The following is an 18,998-nucleotide window of genomic DNA, read 5'->3' on the forward strand; positions in this document are numbered from 1 at the left end:
TCTCGTCGCTCATGCCATCGCCTCCTCTCGGTCGTCTGCGTCGTCGTCGTCGAGCGACGAGATGACGGCGCGGTAGTGCTCGTTCGTGGCCATCAGCTCGGCGTGCGTGCCGACGGCGGTGACGCGGCCGTCCTCCATGAGCGCCACCCGGTCCGCGAGCGTCACGGTCGACGGACGGTGGGCCACGATGAGCGAGGTCGTGTCGGCGAGGACCCGGCGGAGACCGGCCTCCACCCGGGCCTCGGTGTCCACGTCGAGCGCCGACAGCGGGTCGTCGAGGACGAGCACGCTCGGCCGCGCCGCGATCGCCCGGGCGAGCGCGAGTCGCTGCCGCTGCCCGCCGGACAACGACAGCCCTTCTTCTCCGACCCGGGTGTCGACGCCCTCGGGCAGGTCGTCCACGAAGGACGCCTGCGCGATGTCGAGGGCCTCGCGCATGATCCGCTCGGCCTCCGCCCCGGTCAGGTCGGGGCGGCCGAGCAGGACGTTGTCGCGCACGCTCGACGAGAACAGGGTCGCGTCCTCGAAGGCGACCGCGACGTGCCGTCGGAGTTCGGCTCGGGTGAGGTCCCGCACGTCGACGCCGTCGATCGTGACGGACCCACCCGTGACGTCGTACAACCGGGGCACGAGCGACAGCAGGGTGGTCTTGCCGGAGCCGGTGAGTCCGACGAGCGCCATCGTCTCGCCGGGCTGCAGGTGCAGCTCGACGCCGTCCACCAGGTCGGGGAACTGCGGCGGGGAGTCCTGGTAGCGGAAGTGCGTCGCGTTGAACGAGAGCGCACCGTGCGGCTCGGTGATGGTCTTCGGCTCCGCGGGGTCCGTGATCGTGTTCTCGGAGTCCATGACCTCGAAGTACCGGTCCACTGCGGTGCGGGTGTCGAACGTCATCGACAGGAAGAACCCGATCGACTCGATCGGGAAGCGCAGCACGGTCGCGGTCGCGAAGAACGCGAAGAGCTGCCCGACGCTGAGGTCCCCCTGGCTGGCGAGCCAGATGCCGGCGAGCAGGCAGAGCGCGAACGCCACGTCCGGCACGAGCAGCAGCCACAGCCAGATCGCCGCGATCGCCTTGGCCTTCTCGATCTCGGTGCCGCGCAGCTGCTCGGCCTGCTCGGCGAACTCGTCGAGCTTGTACCGGCCCCGCCCGAACGCCTTGAGCACGCGGATGCCGTGCACCGACTGCTCGACGCTCGTCGCGAGGTCGCCGACCTGGTCCTGGCTGCGGCGGGCGACGATCGAGTACTTCCGCTCGAACAGGACGCTGTTCACCCACACCGGGATCGACGCCACCAGGAAGATGAGGCCGAGCTGCCAGCCGAACGTGAAGAGCACGGCGAACCCGATGACGATCGTCACGACGTTCACGACGAGGAGCACGATGCCGAACGCCAGCCAGCGCCGGATGAGCGACAGGTCGGACACCGAGCGGGACAGCAGCTGCCCGGACTCCCACCGGTCGTGGAACGCGACGGGCAGGTCCTGCAGCTTCGCGTAGAGCGCGTTCCGCATGCTCGCCTCGATGCGGGTCGACGGCCGCATGACGAGCTTCCGGCGCGAGGCGATGAAGAACGCCTCGAGGACACCGAGCGCGAGCACCGCGGCTCCGGCGGGCAGGATGAGTCCGCCGTCCCCGGATGCGAGCGGCCCGTCGACGAGGGCCTGCAGGACGTACGGGATGGCGAGCGCGACGACGGAGGCGCCGAGCGCCGCCAGCATCCCGCCGAGCAGACGCCATCGGTAGGGCTGGACGTAGGGCCAGAGCCGTCCGAGCGCGCGGGCGGTGGACGGTCGCGCCGGGGTCGGCGCCGGTTCCCGATCGGGTCCCTGGGACATGCGTGTGCGTCCTCGTGCTTCGTGCCGGGTCCCGTCGGCCAGGGGCTGGCCCTGTCCGGACGGGAGGCCCGGGGTGCGTTGCGTGGTCTGGTCGGCCGGTTGCCCGGTCACGGTGCCGCGGTCGTCGCCGTCGGGACGGCGTCCGTCGGTGGGCCGGATCGGCATCCGGTCGGAGGCGACGGGGACACGTGTCCCTGGCGCTCGGTCGGGCTGGGCCGGATCCGGCCCGGCGGGTGCGGGAGGCGGCTCTACGCGGTCGGCGTCGCCGGGACGACGGGTGCCCCCGCGGACGGGGACGACGCGACGGCGCGACGGGCGCGTCGTGCGTCGGGAGCGGTCCCGCTGATGGACGTCCGTGTCGTCCGGGCCCCCGTTGCCGTGGTGCCGGTCGTCGTGTCCATCGTCACTCCAGTCGTCGTCTTCGTCACCGTCGTGTCCGCGGTGCCGCCGACCCGTGGAGCAGTCGTCGGCTGAGGCCGCAGAGCCCTGCAGACTATCGGCAGCGACTCCCAGCGCGCAACCAGCAACGCGTGTTCCTCCGCCCCGTCGCCGCCGTGGCCGACGGATCGGCGCTCAGTGGAAGAAGTGCCGCTCGCCCGTGAAGTACATCGTGACGCCGGCTGCCGTCGCGGCCGCGATGACCTCGTCGTCCCGGACGCTGCCGCCCGGCTGGGCGACCGCACGCACCCCGGCGTCGAGCAGGACCTGCAAGCCGTCGGCGAACGGGAAGAACGCGTCCGACGCGGCGACCGAACCGGCAGCGCGGTCCCCAGCGCGGTTCACGGCGAGGTGGCACGAGTCGACGCGGTTCACCTGCCCCATGCCGACCCCGACGCTCGCGCCCTGGTTCGCGAGCAGGATCGCGTTCGACTTCACCGCACGGCTGGCCTTCCACGCGAAGGCCAGGTCGGCGAGGGTCTGCTCGTCGGCCGGCTCGCCGGAGACCAGGGTCCACGCGGACTGGTCGAACCCGGTGAAGCGGTCGGCGTCCTGCACGAGGAAGCCGCCCGAGATCTGCTTGACCTCACGCTCGGCGAGCGCGAAGTCCCCCGGCAGCGTGAGCAGGCGGATGTTCTTCTTGCGGGACAGGACCTCGAGTGCCTCGGGGTCGAACGCGGGAGCCACGACGACCTCGGTGAAGATGTCGGCGATCGTCTCGGCCATGCCCAGCGTGACCGGACGGTTCGCCGCGATGACCCCGCCGAACGCCGACAGCGGGTCGCAGGCGTGCGCGGCGGCGTGCGCGGAGGCGATCGGGTCGGATGCGTCGGGGGCGGCGACCGCGATGCCGCACGGGTTGGCGTGCTTGATGATCGCGACGGCCGGCTCCGCGAAGTCGTACGCGGCACGGACCGCTGCGTCCGCGTCGACGTAGTTGTTGTACGACATCTCCTTGCCGTGCAACTGGGTCGCCTGCGCGATCCCGGTGCCGTCGGCGCTCGTGTACAGCGCCGCGGACTGGTGGGCGTTCTCGCCGTAGCGGAGCGTCGCGGTGCGGTCCGCGGTCAGCGTGAGCTGCTCCGGGAAGGCGCTGGGGGCCTCCCGGTCGTCGGCGCCGGACGCGACCGGCTCGGCGACGACGTCGGACGCGAAGTACGCGGCGACGGCGGTGTCGTACGCCGCGGTGTGGCCGAAGGCCTGCGCGGCGAGGCGCTTGCGGAGGGCGAGGTCGGTGCCGCCCGCACGCACGGCCTCGACGACCTCGGCGTAGGAGGCGGGCGAGACGACGATCGCGACGTTCGGGTGGTTCTTCGCGGACGCGCGGACCATGGCCGGACCGCCGATGTCGACGTTCTCGACCACGGTCGCCGTGTCGGCGCCCGAGGCGACCGTCTCGACGAACGGGTACAGGTTCACGACGACGAGCTCGAACGGCGCGATCCCGAGGTCGGTGAGCTGCTGCTCGTGCGACTCGAGCCGGAGGTCGGCGAGCAGCCCCGCGTGCACGGCTGGGTGCAGGGTCTTCACGCGGCCGTCGAGCGACTCCGGGAAGCCCGTGACGCTCGCGACGTCGGTGACGGCGTACCCGGCGTCGCGGATGGTCTGCGCGGTGGAGCCCGTGGACACGAGCTCGACACCCGCGTCGGCGAGAGCGCCGGCGAGCTCGAGCAGCCCGGACTTGTCGCTCACCGAGATGAGGGCGCGACGCACGGGCACGACGTCCCGGTCGCGGTACAGGCTGGGGTCGGCGGCGTGCACGCTCATGCGGGGGTGGTGCCCTTCAGGTCGATGTGTCCGTTGGCGATGTCGAGGACGGTCTGGATGAGCAGCCGGCGTTCGACGGGCTTGATGCGGTCGTGCAGGGTCGACTCGGTGTCGTGCGGCAGGACCGGGACGCGCTCCTGCGCCAGGATCGGTCCGCTGTCGACGCCGTCGTCCACGGCGATGACGCTCGCGCCGGTCTCGGTCACGCCGGCAGCCAGGGCGTCACGGACGCCGTGCGCGCCCGGGAACTCGGGCAGGTACGCCGGGTGCGTGTTGATGACCGACGGTCCGAACTCCGCCACGACCGCGGGCGGCAGCAGGCGCATGAGCCCGGACAGCACCAGCAGGTCGGGCGTCCACGGGCGGATCTGCTCGGCGAGCGCCTCGCCCCACTCGGCGCGGGTCGCGTAGCGCGTGAACGGCACCGTGAAGGTCGGGATCGAGTACTCCTCGCCGAGCTGGAGGCCCTCGGCGTCACGGTCCGCCCCGATCGCGACGACGCGGGCGGGGTACTCGGCATCGCGGGTCGCCTCGAGCAGGGCCCGGAGGTTCGACCCGGTACCGGAGATCAGGACGACCAGTTCGAGCACGGGAACAACCCTAGCGGGGCTGCGCGCCGGACCGGGTGGTCAGAGGCGCACTCCTCGATCAGTCGTCGCAGCGGTCGACCTCGGTCCTGCGCAGCGTGCCCAGAAGAGGGTGAGCCGGTAGCTCAGGCGTCGGTGTCGCCCTTCGGCCTCCGCCACCACGGCAGCTCGTCCTCGGGGATCTGGTCCGTCGTGTCCCAGGTCGCCGCACGGGGCGCCGGACGCGCGGGGGGCTCCGGGTCCACGTCGTCCCGCCCGGCCACGAACTCCTCCGTGCTCCAGGGGAAGGCCGGCTGCTCGTCGGTCCGCGGCGGGACGGGGCCCGCGGAGCCCGACGGTGCAGGTGCGGCGTCGGTCGTGGGTGGGACGGCACCGCCGGGGCGGTGCCGCAAGGCGTCCGCGCGGTCTCGCAGGTCGCCGGCCCGCTCGCGCAGGTCCCCGGCCCGGTCGCGGGCACCGGTGGCAGCGGCACGGAGGCGTGCCCGGACGCTGTCGACGGCGCCGCCGGCTCGCGTGCGCGGCCCGGCGGCAGCGCCCGCGTGGTCGTCCAGACGCTCGGATGCGACAGCGTCCGTCCGCGCCCAGTCCGGCAGGTCGACGTCGGTGGCCTCGGCGTGCGCGGCCTCGGTCTGGGACGGCGCCGCGTCCGGCGCAGCCGGGAGGCCCGTGTCATCCCGGCCGTGCTCCGCCCCGTCCGCACCGCGTCCGGGCCGGTCGTCGCCGCGTCCGGGCTGGTCGTCGCCCGCCACACGGTCGGACGTCAGCGTCTCGCCGCCACGGTCGAGGTCGGCGCTCGCGCGGGGAGCTGCACCCGAGTCCGTGCTGGCATGCGAGTCCGTGCTGGCGTGCGTCACCGGGTCGTGCACCTCGTCCACCGAGAACCGGTGCACGTCGGTGGTCCGGCCGGCGCCCGCGTGGTCGAGGGCGGCGATGAGCGACCCGTGGTCGGCGCTCGCGTCCGCGGTGGCGACGTCGTCCTCGACCTCGTGCCAGCGCTCACCGATCCAGGAGCGCTCCGGCAGGCGCACCAGGTCACTGCCGATCGCGAGCGCGATGATCGCGGGGACACCGACCTCGAGTGCGGCGACGGCACCGACCACCAGGGCGTCCGGGCCGACGACGGCCAGGCGCCCCGGCCCCGCCGACCCCGCGGTGAGCCCGGTGACGACACCGGTCAGGACACCGGCGACCAGCCCGGTCACGACTCCGCCGAGCGCCCGGTACAGGGCCGAGTCGGCGGACCCTAGCGCACGGACGAGCCGCGGACGCAGCAGTCCACCGGTGACGAAGCCCGCCACGACGGGCACCAGGATCCAGACCAGGCCGAACGTGTGTCCCGACGTCGGCAGCGCCCCGAGCAGCGGCACGGCCGGGAGCGGGCCGAGCACCGTCCCGAGGGGCGACACCGACGATCCGGCGCCGATCGCGAAGCCCGGGCCGACGAGCCACGCCGTGGCCCACCCGACCAGGTCCGGGACGAACGCGAGCTGGCCGACGGTCATGGCGATGCCGCCGACGACACCGGCGTGCGACCGTTCGTAGAGCGTGATGACCTCGGCGAAGGAGCCGAGGAGCGCGAACCCGACCAGGATGCCGGCGACCGCCACGACGCACGCGGTCGCGACGGTGCCGGCGCGCAGACCGAAGCCGACGACGCCGCGCCAGAGCGCCGGGATGCGGCCGACCAGGTCCACCACCCGGAGGGTCAGCGGATCGGCCGCCTGGCCACGCCGACGCCGGCAGACCTCGGCCGTGACGACGGCCGGGACGCCGAACCAGAGCGCGGGCAGCACGACGGCCTGCCAGATCACCGGGTGGGTGGCGCTCGTGGTCGCGGTGAGGGCGACCAGCAGGCCGAGGGCGGCGACCGCCGCGGTGCCGACCAGGACCCCGGTGACGCGGTGCTCCGTCTCGGCGAACCGGCGTCCAGCCCGGCCGCCGAGCCACGCCGTGACGACGGCGAACCCGAGGGCCGCGAGGGTGACGACGATCGGTGCGGACGCCCCGGGGAGACCGGTGGCCTCCGCCGCCGCGGAGCCGAGCGTGAACGTGACGTCCACGCCGTGACCGATGAGCCAGACGTTGCCCGCCGCGGTCCAGAAGACGCTCCAGTCGACCTGGAGTCCGTACTCGAACGCCCACAGCAGGGTGAGCGGCACGAGGGCGACGCCCACGCCGACGCCGACCGTCACGATCGCTTCGATCACGGCGAGGAGGGCGGTTCCGAGGCGGTTCATCGCAGCGAGGATACGTGCCCGACCCCGCGCAGGACGGGAGGCTCGGCGCGGGTCCCGCACCGAGCCTCCCGTCCGACAGGAGCGCGCGTCAGCGCGCGGCGATGACCTCGCGCAGCAGCGCGGCCGTCTCGGACGGCGTCTTGCCGACCTTGACGCCGGCCGCCTCGAGCGCCTGCTTCTTCGCCTCGGCGGTGCCGGCGGAACCGGACACGATCGCGCCGGCGTGGCCCATCGTCTTGCCCTCCGGCGCCGTGAAGCCCGCGACGTACCCGACGACCGGCTTCGTGACGTTGGCCTTGATGTAGTCAGCGGCGCGCTCCTCGGCGTCGCCGCCGATCTCACCGATCATCACGATGGCCTCGGTCTCCGGGTCGGCCTCGAACGCGGCGAGCGCGTCGATGTGCGTCGTCCCGATGACCGGGTCGCCGCCGATGCCGATGGCGGTCGAGAAGCCCAGGTCGCGCAGCTCGTACATCATCTGGTAGGTCAGGGTGCCGGACTTCGAGACGAGGCCGATCGGGCCCTTGCCGGTGATCGTCGCCGGGGTGATGCCGACGAGCGACTCCCCCGGGGTGATGATGCCGGGGCAGTTCGGCCCGATGATCCGGGTCTTCCCACCGAGCGCCTTCGCGTGCGCCCAGAACACCGCGGCGTCCTGCACCGGGATGCCCTCGGTGATGACGACGACGAGGGGGATCTCGGCGTCGACGGCCTCCATCACGGCGTCCTTCGCGAACGCCGGCGGGACGAAGACGATCGAGACGTCGGCACCGGTGGTGTCGATGGCTTCGCGCACCGAGCCGAAGACGGGGAGCTCGACGTCGCCGTGTGTGACGGTCGTGCCGGCCTTGCGGGCGTTGACACCGCCGACGACCTGCGTCCCGGCCTTGAGCATGAGGGCGGTGTGCTTCGTGCCCTCACCGCCCGTGATGCCCTGGACGATGACCTTGGAGTCCTTGTTGAGGAAGATCGACATTGCTCTGGTGCTCCTTACGCCGCGGCCGCGGCGAGCTCGGCGGCCTTCTCGGCCGCATCGTCCATGGTCGCGGCGACGGTGACGAGCGGGTGCGCTGCCTCCGCCAGGATCCGTCGGCCCTCGTCCACGTTGTTGCCGTCCAGGCGGACGACGAGCGGCTTGGTGGCCGCGTCGCCGAGGATGCCGAGCGCGGCGACGATGCCGTTCGCGACGGCGTCGCAGGCGGTGATGCCGCCGAAGACGTTCACGAAGACGCTCTTCACCTGCGGGTCGCCGAGGATGACGTCGAGGCCGTTGGCCATCACCTCGGCCGAGGCGCCGCCGCCGATGTCGAGGAAGTTGGCGGGCTTCACACCACCGTGGCGCTCACCGGCGTAGGCGACGACGTCGAGCGTCGACATGACGAGCCCGGCGCCGTTGCCGATGACGCCGACCTGGCCGTCGAGCTTCACGTAGTTGAGGCCGTGCTGCTTCGCCTTGGCCTCGAGCGGGTCCTCGCTCGCGGTGTCCTCGAGCTGCGCGTGCCCCTCGTGGCGGAAGTCGGCGTTCTCGTCGAGGGAGACCTTGCCGTCGAGGGCGAGGATCTGCCCGTCGCCGGTGCGGACGAGCGGGTTCACCTCGACGAGGGTGGCGTCCTCGCCGGCGAACACGTCGTAGAGCTTCACGAAGACGTCCGCGACCTGGTCCTGGAGCTCGGTTGGGAAGTTCGCCTGGCGCGCGATGTCGAGCGCGGCCTCCTTGTTGATGCCCGTGAGCGGGTTCACCTCGACGCGCGCGAGCGCCTCGGGCTTCTCCACCGCGAGCTGCTCGATCTCCATGCCGCCCTCGACGCTGGTGAGCGACAGGTAGGAGCGGTTCGCCCGGTCGAGCAGCACCGAGAAGTAGAACTCCTCGGCGATGTCGGCACCCTGCGCGACCATGACGCGCTGCACGGTGTGGCCCTTGATGTCGAGGCCGAGGATCGCCTGCGCGTGCTCGAACGCCTCGTCCGGGGTCTTCGCGACCTTGACGCCGCCGGCCTTGCCACGGCCACCGACCTTCACCTGCGCCTTGACGACCACGACGCCGCCGATCTGCTCGGCAGCCGCCTTCGCCTGCTCGGGGGTGTCGGCGATGATCCCCTGGAGGACGGGGACGCCGTAGGACTCGAAGAGGTCCCTGGCCTGGTACTCGAAAAGATCCACGCTGTTCTTCTTCCCGCACGGTTCGTGCGATCGGCATCGGTGTCCGGTCGCGCCTCCACATCGAGGGTCGCTCGATGTCGAGACAACGGCCGCGACCGAGCCTAGCGCTGGCAGGTGGACGCGCGGTGCCCCGGTGGAGAACGCGCTGCCCGCGCCGCCGCCGACCCCTGTCGTCCGGGGTACGCCGTCTCCGGGCGACCGACCAGGCCGGATCGTGCACCGTCGATCGGGTGCAGAACGAACTCCGTACCCGTACCGCCGAGGTCTTCGGTTGGGAACTCCGCGACGCGCAGGAGACCGTGGTCGACGCCGTCCTCGAGGGCCGTGACGCCCTCGCCCTCATGCCGACCGGTTCCGGCAAGTCCGCGATCTACCAGGTCGCCGCCCTCGCCCTGGACGGCCCCGTCGTCGTGGTCTCGCCCCTCGTGGCCCTGCAGGAGGACCAGGTCGTGGGGATCGAGGACCACCCGGACGCACCCCGCGCGGTGACGATCAACGCGACCCGGGCGCACCGCGAGCTCGAGGACGCGTGGGACGCCGTCGCGTCCGGGGCGGCCCGCTACGTCTTCCTCGCCCCGGAGCAGCTCGCCAAGGACGAGGTCGTCGACCGGCTGCGGGAGGCCGGGGTCGCGCTGGTCACGGTGGACGAGGCGCACTGCGTCTCGAGCTGGGGCCATGACTTCCGCCCGGACTACCTGGTGCTCGGCGAGGTCATCGAGCGGCTCGGACGTCCTCCGGTGCTCGCGATGACGGCGACCGGTTCGACTCCCGTCCGCAACGAGATCGTCGAGCGGCTCGGGATGCGCGACCCGCTCGTCGTCGCGACGGGCTTCGACCGCCCGAACCTGCGCTTCGAGGTCCAGCGGCACAGTGACGCCGACGAGAAGCGTGACGCGGTCGTCGCCCAGGTGGTCGGGCTCGAGGGCGCGGGGATCGTGTACGTCGCCACCCGTGCCGAGACCATGCTCTACGCCGACGAACTCGTCGAGCGCGGTCGCCGCGCCAAGGCGTACCACGCGGGCCTGCGCGTGCGGGACCGCGAACACGTGCACCACGAGTTCCTCGACGGCGCCCTCGACGTCGTCGTCGCGACCAGCGCCTTCGGCATGGGCATCGACAAGCCGGACGTGCGCTTCGTCGTGCACGCCGACGTCCCCGAGTCCGTCGACGCCTACTACCAGGAGGTCGGCCGGGCCGGACGGGACGGCGACGTCGGCCTCGCGACACTGCACTACCGCTCCGAGGACCTCGGGCTCCGCCGGTTCTTCGCCTCCGGATCGCCCCGGCCCGCGTCGCTCCGGGCGGTCTTCGACGCGGTGCCCGAGGACGGGGTCCTGCCCCGGTCGGAGGTCGTCGAGCGTTCCGGACTCGCCGCCCGCACCGCCTCCCGCGTCGCCAACGCCCTGGTGGACGCCGGCGCGCTGTCCGACGCCGCCGACGGACTCCGCCGTGTCCCGGATGGCCCCGCCGACGCGGACGCCGCGGTCGAGCTCGCCAAGGCGCACGCGAAGGAGCGGGAGCGGGTGGAGGAGTCGCGCATCGAGATGATGCGCCGCTTCGCCGAGACGACCGGCTGCCGTCGGCAGTTCCTGCTCGGGTACTTCGGCGACGAACTCCCCGAGCCGTGCGGCAACTGCGACACGTGCTCGGCGGGCACCGCGATCGACACCGACGCGCACGGGGCGGACGGTTCGCACGACGCCGAGTGGCCGCCGGACGCACCGGTCGAGCACGCCGAGTGGGGCCGGGGCACGGTCATGAGCACCGAGGACGACCGGTTGACGGTGTTCTTCGAGTCCGCCGGGTACCGGACGCTGGCCCTCGCCGACGTGACCGAGCGGCACCTGCTCGAGCGCGTCTGAGGCACGTGCGGCGGACGGTGCGGCGGGGGAAGGCGCGGTCGCTCGACCACCCGTCGGCGACCGCGCTCCACTCCCCCGAGCACACGCAGTAGACACCGCGGGGATGACCTCGTGGTGGCCCGCAGGTGAACGGCAGGCGAACCCGGCCCGGGCGGCCGCTGTCCGCCTGGGCATGACCGGCCGTCCCCCGGGCACCACGGACGTTCCCACCGGCACCCGGGTAGCAAGGACCGGTGGGGCCGCGTCGGCGCACGACGGCCACCGCACGAGCACGCAACACGATCGACAGGAGCGACACATGTCCGACCCCGGCATCACCCCAGGCGACGAGTTCAGCGACGGCGTCAGCGACTCCGCCGACGAGGGCCGCGCCGACGACGTGGACCGCGAGTACGTCGGCGCGTACGAGACCGACGACGCCGAGGATGCGCTCGAGACCGTGACGAACGACGCGGTCGCCGGCGAGACCGTCGAGCCGCAGCTCGGCGACGGCACCGACGACGGCCCGACCGGTGGGGCGCCGCGCGAGGGATCGCCGGACCTCTGGGAGCACGGCGACGACCGTCCGGACCTCGGCGGCGACCTGGGCACGAAGCCCCTCTGACGTGACCGGTCGACGGACGGGAGGCCCGGCGCACGACGTGCGCGGCCGCTCCCGTCCGTCCCCTGGCCACGACCGCGACCGCGACCGCGACCGGCCCGGCCACCGGGACCGCGCGCTCCGCCGCTTCATCGCCGACAGCACGCCGGTCATCGCGGGCGGCCGCGCGATCCTGCTGCAGATCGCCGACCCGGTCGTCGCCGCGGGCGTCCGTCGGCACTCCGACTTCGCGGAGCGACCGCAGCAGCGGCTGGCCCACACCCTCATGTACGTGTACGCGGTGGTCACCGGCACCGCGCGGGACGCCGCCGTGGCGCGGTCGTTCGTCGAGCACGCACACCGGCCGGTCGCGGGAGCGAACGAGGTCGACCGACAGCTGTGGGTGGCCGCGACGCTGTACGACTCCGCGATCCGGACGCACCGGTTGCTCGGCACCCCGGTCGACGCCGAGCGGGCGGAGGCGGTCCTCCGGGCCTACGCGCCGATCGCCACCGCGCTCCGGGTGCCAGCGGACCGCTGGCCGACGTCGGTCGCCGCGTTCGAGGCGTACTGGACCGAGACGCTCGGGACCCTCCGGGTGACGGACGACGCCCGCAGTGTCGTCCGGGACCTCCTGCACCCCCGGGCGGCACCGCTCTGGGTCCGTTCCGCGATGCCCCTCGTGCGGATCGTCACCGTCGGCATGCTGCCGGACGCCGTGCGCGACGACTACGGCTTCGCGTGGGGACCCCGCGAGGAACGACGCTGGCGACGCACCCTCGCCGGCATCCGGGCGGTCCGCGCCGTCGTGCCCGGGCCCCTGCTGCGCCTGCCGCGGGTCCTCCTGCTGCACGGGATGCACCGCACCGCGGCCCGGCACGCGCACCACTGAGCGATCGGGTGTCCGTCCCCCGCGAGCCTGGACGTCCCCGCGCCGACCACGGTTGAGTGGGGCCATGTCCTCCTCCCTGTCCGGTGACGACTCCCTGCTCCTGCCCGAGTTCGACGCGCCGCCCGCGGACCCGCTCGACCTCGCCCGCACCTGGCTCGACCAGGCCGGCGAGCACGAGGTGTCCGAGCCGCTCTCGATGACGCTGGCCACCGCCGGTGCGGACGGCCGCGTCGGTGCCCGGACGGTCGACGTCAAGCGGATCGACGACCGCGGCCTGGTGTTCGGCACCTCGACGCTCAGCCCGAAGGGACGGCAGCTCGCGGAGAACCCGCACGCCGCCCTGCAGGTGTACTGGCGCGAGACGATGCAGCAGCTCCGCTTCGAGGGCCGCGCCGTGCAGCTCTCCGACGCGGAGTCCGACGCGCTCTTCGCCGACCGGTCGCCGAAGTCGCGCGCCGCCACGGCCGTCGCCGACCAGTCCGCGGTGCTCGAGCCCCGGACGCTGCAGGACCTGATCGACGACGCGAACGTGCTCCTCGACGAGTCCGACGACGACGTGCCGCGCCCGGCGGGGTGGGTCGCGTGGCGGCTCGAGCCGGACCTCGTCGAGTTCTGGCACGGCAGCCGCGACCGGATGCACCGCCGCCTGCAGTACGCGCACGCCCACGGCGCCTGGTCGGCGACCCGCCTCCAGCCGTAGCGCCGCGCCCGCGAGAGGCGCCCCGCCCCGGCACCGCCGATGGGTCGCGAGCGTGCGGCGACGGGGCGGATCAGCCCCGCCCGATGGGGTTCGGCATCGCCCCCGCCCGGATGAGCGAGGACGACTGGTCCGCCAGGTCGACCATCGCGAGCGTGTTGCGCAGCTGCAGCCGGTTCAGGCAGGAGTGCTCGAACGTCGGCACCCGCAGGTCGAGCGGACGCCGACGGTCCGGGTGCTCCGCCGCGTGCCGGTCGACGCACTCGGCGACGAGCCGCCAGAAGGCGTCCCCGGGCAGGACCCCGTCGTCGTCGAGCACCGCTGCCAGGAAGCGCAGCACCCCGTCGAACACGTCGGTGAACACGGCGAGCGCCGCCTCGTCGTCGTCGACCGGGTGCACGATGCGGCGGATGTCCTCGGGCACCGGACGGTCGTCGTGCTCCCCGAGGACCACGACCTCCTCGCCGATGTCCTTCATGAACGCGCCGGTCACGGCCCCGTCGCGCAGGACGAGCACCAGGTTCTCGCCGTGCGGCATGAACGCCAGGTCGTGCACGGTCAGGCAGTGCACGACCGGCCGCAGGTACGCGTCGAGGAAGCGCCGCACCCACGTCGCCGCGTCCAGCCCGGAGGCACGCACGAGCTCGGCGGCGACCGCACGCCCGTCGGCGTCCCGGTGCAGCAGTGCCGCCATCGTCATGAGCCGCTCCCCGGGAGCCGTCCGGGGCACCGGGCTCTCCCGCCACAGCGCCGCGAGCATCTTCCGCTGCGGCGAGGCGACGTCCACCCGGTGGTACGCATCGCCGGTGTACCCGATCGCCGCGTGTTCGCGCAGCACCCGGAACCCGGCGTCCCGCAGGGTGGTGTCGGCCGCCACGAGCGACGCGACCCAGTCGTTCACCGCTGGGGTCGAGCGCATGTACGCCGGGGACATGCCCCGCAGGAACCCCATGTTCTGCACCGCGAGCGCCGTCTTCACGTACGAGCGCTCGGGGTGGCTCCGGTCGAAGGCGGTGCGGATGGACTGCTGCGGCTGGAACAGGTCCGGACCCTCCCCGAGGTCGACGAGGTCCTGCCGGCCGAGGTCGGGCGCGAACGTCACGGCGATGCGGTGCTGCCACTGCCAGGGGTGCACCGGCAGCCAGACGAAGTCGTCGGGGTCCAGGCCGCGGCGGGTGAGCGTCCGGCGGTGCTCGGCGACCGTGTCGGCCCCGAGTTCCGCGGCCCAGTGCTCCGCCTCGGTCCGGTCCTCGGCGAGCGTCAGGGAGGTGTGCGCCCGACGGGCGGCGAGCCACCGGATGCGGAAGCGGCCGCCGGACTCCGGTGCGTACGCCCGGTACTCGTCCAGGCCGAACCCGATCCGCCCGTTCGCGGCGACGAACGCCGGGTGCCCCTCGGTCATCGCCGCCTCGACGTCCTGGAACCCAGCGACGACGTCCCCGTCCCGTCGGCCGCGGGCGAGCTGTCGGGCCGACGGTCCGCCGCGGCGGTGCTTGGCGGCCGCGCTCGCGAGCGTCGAGGCGACCTCCTCCAGGTACGTGCCGAGCAGGGCGTCCGGGATCCCGAGCACGTCGCGCAGTTCCAGCACGAGGTCCTGCGCGTCGAGCGGCAGCGGCACGGGGTCGGCCGAGGCGGACTCCCGCGTCAGGGTGCGCTCGTCGACGGACCAGTGCTCGAGCTGGTGCTGCCGTGCCCGGAAGCGGTAGCGCGAGCCGCCGGTGTCGAGCAGCCACCCGTCGCCGTCCGGTCGCGGTGTGACGAGTCGCTCATGCGTGAACTCCGCCACGGCCTTCGCCACCAGGTGTCGTTGCGCGACCGCCAGGTGCTCGGGCCGGAGGTGCGCGGCCGGGCCGTCGTCGTCGGGCACGCCGATCGATGCGGTGTCGAGCACCGAGAGCAGCGCGCGCTTGCCGTCGACGTCGACCTCGCGGAGCGCCCGGAACCCGACCTCGGTGTTCTTCGCCTGCACCGCGGTGTTCCGCACGTCCGGCTCGACGACCACGCGCCGGGCACCGAGGGCGTCCCGGCAGTGCTCGACCACGGCGCGCATCACGGCACTGGTGAGTCCGTGCACCCGGCCTGCCACGGGAGGCGGGGCGACGAGCAGGTGCATGCCGATGTCTCCGGGACGTGCGTCCCAGACGTCGACGAGCAGGACCGTCGCCGGGTCGTAGGTCTCGGCGTACGCGCACGGCACCCCGTCGCGCAGCACGAGCCAGCCGTCCTGCGCCGGGTCGGCCTGCACCGCGGTCAGGTACGTCCGCACGCCGTCGACGTCGGCGTGCTGCATGCCCCACCACGACGACGGCGGAGCCGCGAGCCACGACTGCACGCGGATCGCGTCCCGCTCCGGGTCCACCGGCACCACGGACAGGAGGCCCGGCGGCACCTCCGCCAGACCGGTCCGGTCGTGCTGGACCGCGCTCATGCGCGCACCTCCGCGCGCTCGGCGCGCTCGGCGCGGACCGAGGCGGGCAGACCGAACTCCTGGAAGGCGATCCGGGCCTCCAGGCCGTAGACCTCGCGCCCCGTGACGGACCGGATGATCGACGCGTTCCGCCACGCCCCCATGCCGAGGTCCGGTGCGGTCAGGCCGTGCGTGTGCTCCTCGGCGTTCTGCACCCAGATCCGACCGCCGAGGGTGTCCACGTGGTGGTCGCGGGCGACGGCGAGCCGACCCCGGGCGTCGCGCGCCACGAGGTGCGCGACCGGGTCGAGGAACCGCGGCGGCCGCGGCGCGTACCCGGTGGCGAGGACCAGGCGCTCGACCTCGTGCTCGTACGTCTCGCCGAGCTGCTCGTGCCGGAGTGTCAGCCGGTACACGCCCCGGTCGGCGTCCCAGTCGGCGGCGGTGACGCTCGTCTCGGTGCGCAGCGTCGTCGGGACCGGACCCCTGGCGCTGATCCGGTACAGCGCGTCGTAGACCTCGCCGACCAGGTCCGCGCTGATGCCCTTGTACAGCCCGCGTTGCTCGCGGCCGAGGCGGTCCCGGACGTGCTCGGGCAGCGCGTGGAAGTGGTCGGTGTACTCCGGACTCGTCATCTCGAGGGTGAGCTTCGTGTCCTCCATCGGGAAGAACCGCGGCGACCGGGTGATCCAGTCCAGGCGGTACCCGCCGTCGCGGATGCCCTCGAGGAGGTCGCGGTAGACCTCGGCGGCGGACTGGCCGCTGCCGATCACCGCGACGGACCCGGCGCCACGGAGGGCGTCCCGGTTCGGCAGGTAGTCAGCCGAGTGCAGCACCGGGCCGTCCAGGTCGCGGAGCGCGGCGGGCACCGACGGCTCGGTCCCGACGCCGACCACGACGTGCCGGGCCCGGTACGTCTCGGCACCGTCCGCCGTCTCGGCGTGCACGGTGAACAGGTCCTGCGCGGCGTCGTGCTCGACCGCGACCACCCGGCGTCCCCAGCGGAGGGTGTCGAGCCGGTCGGCGGCCCAGCGGCAGTAGGCGTCGTACTCGCTGCGGAGGGGGTGGAAGTCCTCGCGGATGAAGAAGGGGTAGAGCCGACCGGTCTCCTTGAGCCAGGCCAGGAACGAGAACGACGAGGTCGGGTCGGCCATCGTGACGAGGTCGGCGAGGAACGGCACCTGGATCGTCGCGTCGTCGAGCATCATGCCGTGGTGCCAGGCGAAGCCGTCACGCGCGTCGAGGAACACGGCGTCGAGGTCGTCGATCGGGTCGGTCAGGCAGGCGAGCCCGAGGTTGAACGGGCCGATGCCGATGCCGACGACGTCGTGCACCCGGGTCGTGGCGGTGGCGGTCGCGTCGACGGCGGTCATCGTGCGGCTCCGCCGGTCACGGTCGGCCGGGTCGACGCCGCGCGCAGGCGCTCCGCCGTGGCCACCACGTGGTCGAGGGAGGCCCGCATCTGCTCGGTCGTCGTCGCCGGGTTGAGCAGGGTCAGCTTGTTGCACGGCCGCCCGTCGACCACGGTCTTCGCGATGAGCACCCGTCCCTCGGCCAGGAGCGCCGCGCGGAGCGGTGCCACCATCGCGTCCGACTCCTCGTCGGTGACCCCCGCCGGCTGCCAGCGGAACAGGACCGTGCTCAGCTGCGTCGGCGCCACGAGGACGAGGTCCGGGTCGGCCTGCACGAGCGTGTGCGTGTCGGCGGCCAGGTCGACGACGGCGTCGAAGGCCCGCCCGATCGCCTCCGCTCCGGAGGCGCGGAGCGTCGCCCAGAGCTTCAGCGCGTCGAACCGGCGGGTGGTCTGCAGTGACTTGTCGACCTGGTTCGGTTCGGTCGCGTCCTCCGGGTTGAGGTAGTCCGCGTGCCAGGAGGCCCGGCGCAGGTCCGCCGGGTCGCGCACCACGAGCACGCTCGACGACACCGGCTGGAAGAAGGACTTGTGCAGGTCGGTCGTGACGCTGCGGGCACGCTCGATGCCGTCGAGCAGGTGCCGTCGCGTCGGGGACACGAGCAGGCCGCACCCGTAGGCGGCGTCGACGTGCAGCCACACGCCCTCGAGGTCGCACACGTCCGCGATCGGCGCGAGCGGGTCGATGACCCCGCGGTCGGTGGTGCCGGCCGTGGCGACGACGGCCATCGGGGTGCGACCGTCGGCACGGGCGTCGGCGATCGCGAGGGCCAGTGCGGACGGGAGCATCCGGCCGGACGTGTCGGTCTCGACGTCGACGACCGCGGCGTCGGGCAGGCCGAGCAGGCGGGCGGACTTGCGCACGCTGAAGTGCGTCTCCGCGGTGGCGAACACGGCGAGGTCGGCGAGCGCGGGGGCGGGGGCGGCCATCACGGAGGCAGCCGTCGCGGACGCGGCGGGGGCGGCGACCGTCGCCGACGCGGCCGTCGCGGCCTCCCGCGCCAGGAGGAGGGCCTGCAGGTTGGACTGCGACCCGCCCGACGTGAAGATCCCATCACCCGCCGGGAAGCCGATCCGTCGGGCCAGCCAGTCGACCACGTGCCGCTCGATGTCGGTCCCGATGCGCGACTGGTCCCACGTGTCGACCGAGGGGTTGACGGCGGCGAGCACGGCCTCCGCGGCGACCGCGGGCAGGGCGACCGGGCAGTTGAGGTGCGCGAGGTACCCGGGCGTGTGGAACCAGACGGCCTCGCGGACGAACAGGTCGTCGAGTTCGGCGAGCGCACGCTCCGTGCCGAGTGCCGCTCCGTCGAGGTCGACCGTGGCGACGCGCTGGTGGAGGTCCACCGCGGGGGTGTCGGTCGTCGGGACCTCGGCGACGGCGATGCGGTCGGCGAGTCGGTCGACGGTCGCGCCCACGGCCTGCCGGTAGCGCTGCGCCGTCTCGGGACTGATCAGGTCGAGCGGAGTCGTGTCGAGCGGAGTCGTGTCGAGCGGGGTCATGTTAGGTGAGGCTGACCTCACCTGCTCCCCCTGTCACCCGTCCGGGGCACCGGGCGTGGCGGACGCGAGTGACCCTCGAGTGCGTCCGGGCCGGGGCTCCCGGTACGGTCGGGGCATGGGGCACGTCCAGCAGCTCACCGTCCGAGCAGCCGTCGACACGGATGCGCCGGGCATCGCCGACGTGCACGTGCAGGCATGGCGCGAGGCGTACGCCCACCTGCTGCCGGCGGCGTTCCTCGCGTCACTCGACCCCGTCGCGCGCACCACACGGTGGCGGCGGACGATCGCGGGCGCGAGCGCAGCCGGCACGAGCGTGGCGGTCGCCGAGCACGGCGGCGCCGTCGTCGGGTGGGCCACCGCGGGTCCGGCTCGCAACGACCCCGCCATCCGGGACGTCGAGCTCACCGGCATCTACGTCCTGGCATCGGCGCACGGGTCGGGCGCCGGTCAGCTGCTCCTCGACGCCGTCCTCGGCAACGCACCGGCGTTCCTGTGGGTCGCCGACGACAACCCCCGGGCGCAGGCCTTCTACCGGCGGAACGGGTTCCGACGCGACGGCACGACGAAGACCGAACGGCTGGGCGACAACGCGGTCCTCGCCGCCCGGATGGTGCGCTGAGC

The 18,998-nt window shown here is 73.4% G+C and carries 15 protein-coding genes; 6 read left to right on the forward strand and 9 right to left on the reverse strand.

The window, feature by feature from the left end:
- Positions 1–9: 9 nt before the first annotated feature.
- On the reverse strand, positions 10–1,836 hold the full coding sequence (locus DEI95_RS03635) for an ABC transporter ATP-binding protein (protein WP_110900450.1): 1,827 nt from the start codon (positions 1,834–1,836) through the stop codon (positions 10–12).
- Positions 1,837–2,181: 345 nt separating this feature from the next.
- Here DEI95_RS03635 and DEI95_RS16895 point away from each other — a divergent pair, with 345 nt between their 5' ends.
- Positions 2,182–2,310, forward strand: coding sequence for a hypothetical protein (locus DEI95_RS16895; RefSeq protein ID WP_258365820.1), 129 nt, complete (start codon positions 2,182–2,184; stop codon positions 2,308–2,310).
- A 99-nt stretch (positions 2,311–2,409) separates the two neighbouring features.
- Here the strand turns inward: DEI95_RS16895 and purH are convergent, their stop codons facing one another.
- The 5 genes from purH to sucC all read right to left on the reverse strand — a co-directional run bounded on the left by purH (position 2,410) and on the right by sucC (position 9,025).
- Positions 2,410–4,041 carry a bifunctional phosphoribosylaminoimidazolecarboxamide formyltransferase/IMP cyclohydrolase gene (purH, locus tag DEI95_RS03640; protein WP_110824173.1) on the reverse strand — a complete coding sequence of 544 codons (1,632 nt, stop codon included), beginning with the start codon at positions 4,039–4,041 and terminating at the stop codon, positions 2,410–2,412.
- Positions 4,038–4,631, reverse strand: a complete 594-nt coding sequence (gene purN, locus DEI95_RS03645) for a phosphoribosylglycinamide formyltransferase (protein ID WP_110889233.1) — start codon at positions 4,629–4,631, stop codon at positions 4,038–4,040. Before purN ends, purH begins: the two co-directional genes overlap by 4 nt.
- Positions 4,632–4,753: 122 nt before the next feature.
- Entirely contained in the window at positions 4,754–6,865 is a 2,112-nt protein-coding gene (locus tag DEI95_RS03650) for a DUF6350 family protein (protein ID WP_111059422.1), read from the reverse strand.
- A gap of 88 nt (positions 6,866–6,953) precedes the next feature.
- Positions 6,954–7,841, reverse strand: a complete 888-nt coding sequence (sucD, locus tag DEI95_RS03655) for a succinate--CoA ligase subunit alpha (RefSeq protein ID WP_110824176.1) — start codon at positions 7,839–7,841, stop codon at positions 6,954–6,956.
- Positions 7,842–7,855: 14 nt separating this feature from the next.
- Positions 7,856–9,025: an ADP-forming succinate--CoA ligase subunit beta gene (sucC, locus tag DEI95_RS03660; protein WP_111059423.1), complete on the reverse strand. Its 1,170-nt coding sequence runs from the start codon at positions 9,023–9,025 to the stop codon at positions 7,856–7,858.
- Positions 9,026–9,255: 230 nt separating this feature from the next.
- Between sucC and DEI95_RS03665 the strand changes: the two genes are divergently transcribed.
- From DEI95_RS03665 to DEI95_RS03680, 4 genes are all read left to right on the forward strand, one after another.
- The gene (locus DEI95_RS03665) at positions 9,256–10,887 is read left to right on the forward strand and encodes a RecQ family ATP-dependent DNA helicase (protein ID WP_111059424.1); all 1,632 of its coding nucleotides are present in this window, start codon (positions 9,256–9,258) and stop codon (positions 10,885–10,887) included.
- 298 nt (positions 10,888–11,185) lie between these two features.
- Positions 11,186–11,491 carry a hypothetical protein gene (locus DEI95_RS03670; protein ID WP_111059425.1) on the forward strand — a complete coding sequence of 102 codons (306 nt, stop codon included), beginning with the start codon at positions 11,186–11,188 and terminating at the stop codon, positions 11,489–11,491.
- A gap of 1 nt (position 11,492) precedes the next feature.
- Positions 11,493–12,359 (forward strand): oxygenase MpaB family protein, encoded by an 867-nt coding sequence (locus DEI95_RS03675; RefSeq protein ID WP_181436189.1) that lies wholly within the window; start codon positions 11,493–11,495, stop codon positions 12,357–12,359.
- A 64-nt stretch (positions 12,360–12,423) separates the two neighbouring features.
- Positions 12,424–13,059, forward strand: coding sequence for a pyridoxal 5'-phosphate synthase (locus DEI95_RS03680; protein ID WP_110889239.1), 636 nt, complete (start codon positions 12,424–12,426; stop codon positions 13,057–13,059).
- A 70-nt stretch (positions 13,060–13,129) separates the two neighbouring features.
- Here DEI95_RS03680 and DEI95_RS03685 read toward each other — a convergent pair whose 3' ends face one another.
- Genes DEI95_RS03685 through DEI95_RS03695 form a run of 3 tightly spaced genes read right to left on the reverse strand, consistent with a single transcriptional unit; the run spans position 13,130 to position 18,377 of the window.
- Entirely contained in the window at positions 13,130–15,484 is a 2,355-nt protein-coding gene (locus DEI95_RS03685; protein ID WP_111059427.1) for a GNAT family N-acetyltransferase, read from the reverse strand.
- Positions 15,481–16,836, reverse strand: a complete 1,356-nt coding sequence (locus DEI95_RS03690; RefSeq protein ID WP_111059428.1) for a lysine N(6)-hydroxylase/L-ornithine N(5)-oxygenase family protein — start codon at positions 16,834–16,836, stop codon at positions 15,481–15,483. The genes DEI95_RS03685 and DEI95_RS03690 overlap by 4 nt, the downstream gene beginning before the upstream one ends.
- On the reverse strand, positions 16,833–18,377 hold the full coding sequence (locus DEI95_RS03695; RefSeq protein WP_111059429.1) for a pyridoxal-dependent decarboxylase: 1,545 nt from the start codon (positions 18,375–18,377) through the stop codon (positions 16,833–16,835). The genes DEI95_RS03690 and DEI95_RS03695 overlap by 4 nt, the downstream gene beginning before the upstream one ends.
- Positions 18,378–18,492: 115 nt before the next feature.
- Here DEI95_RS03695 and DEI95_RS03700 point away from each other — a divergent pair, with 115 nt between their 5' ends.
- Positions 18,493–18,996: a GNAT family N-acetyltransferase gene (locus DEI95_RS03700; RefSeq protein WP_111059430.1), complete on the forward strand. Its 504-nt coding sequence runs from the start codon at positions 18,493–18,495 to the stop codon at positions 18,994–18,996.
- Positions 18,997–18,998 lie beyond the last annotated feature (2 nt).

The organism is Curtobacterium sp. MCBD17_008 (genome assembly GCF_003234475.1).
Lineage (GTDB): Bacteria > Actinomycetota > Actinomycetes > Actinomycetales > Microbacteriaceae > Curtobacterium.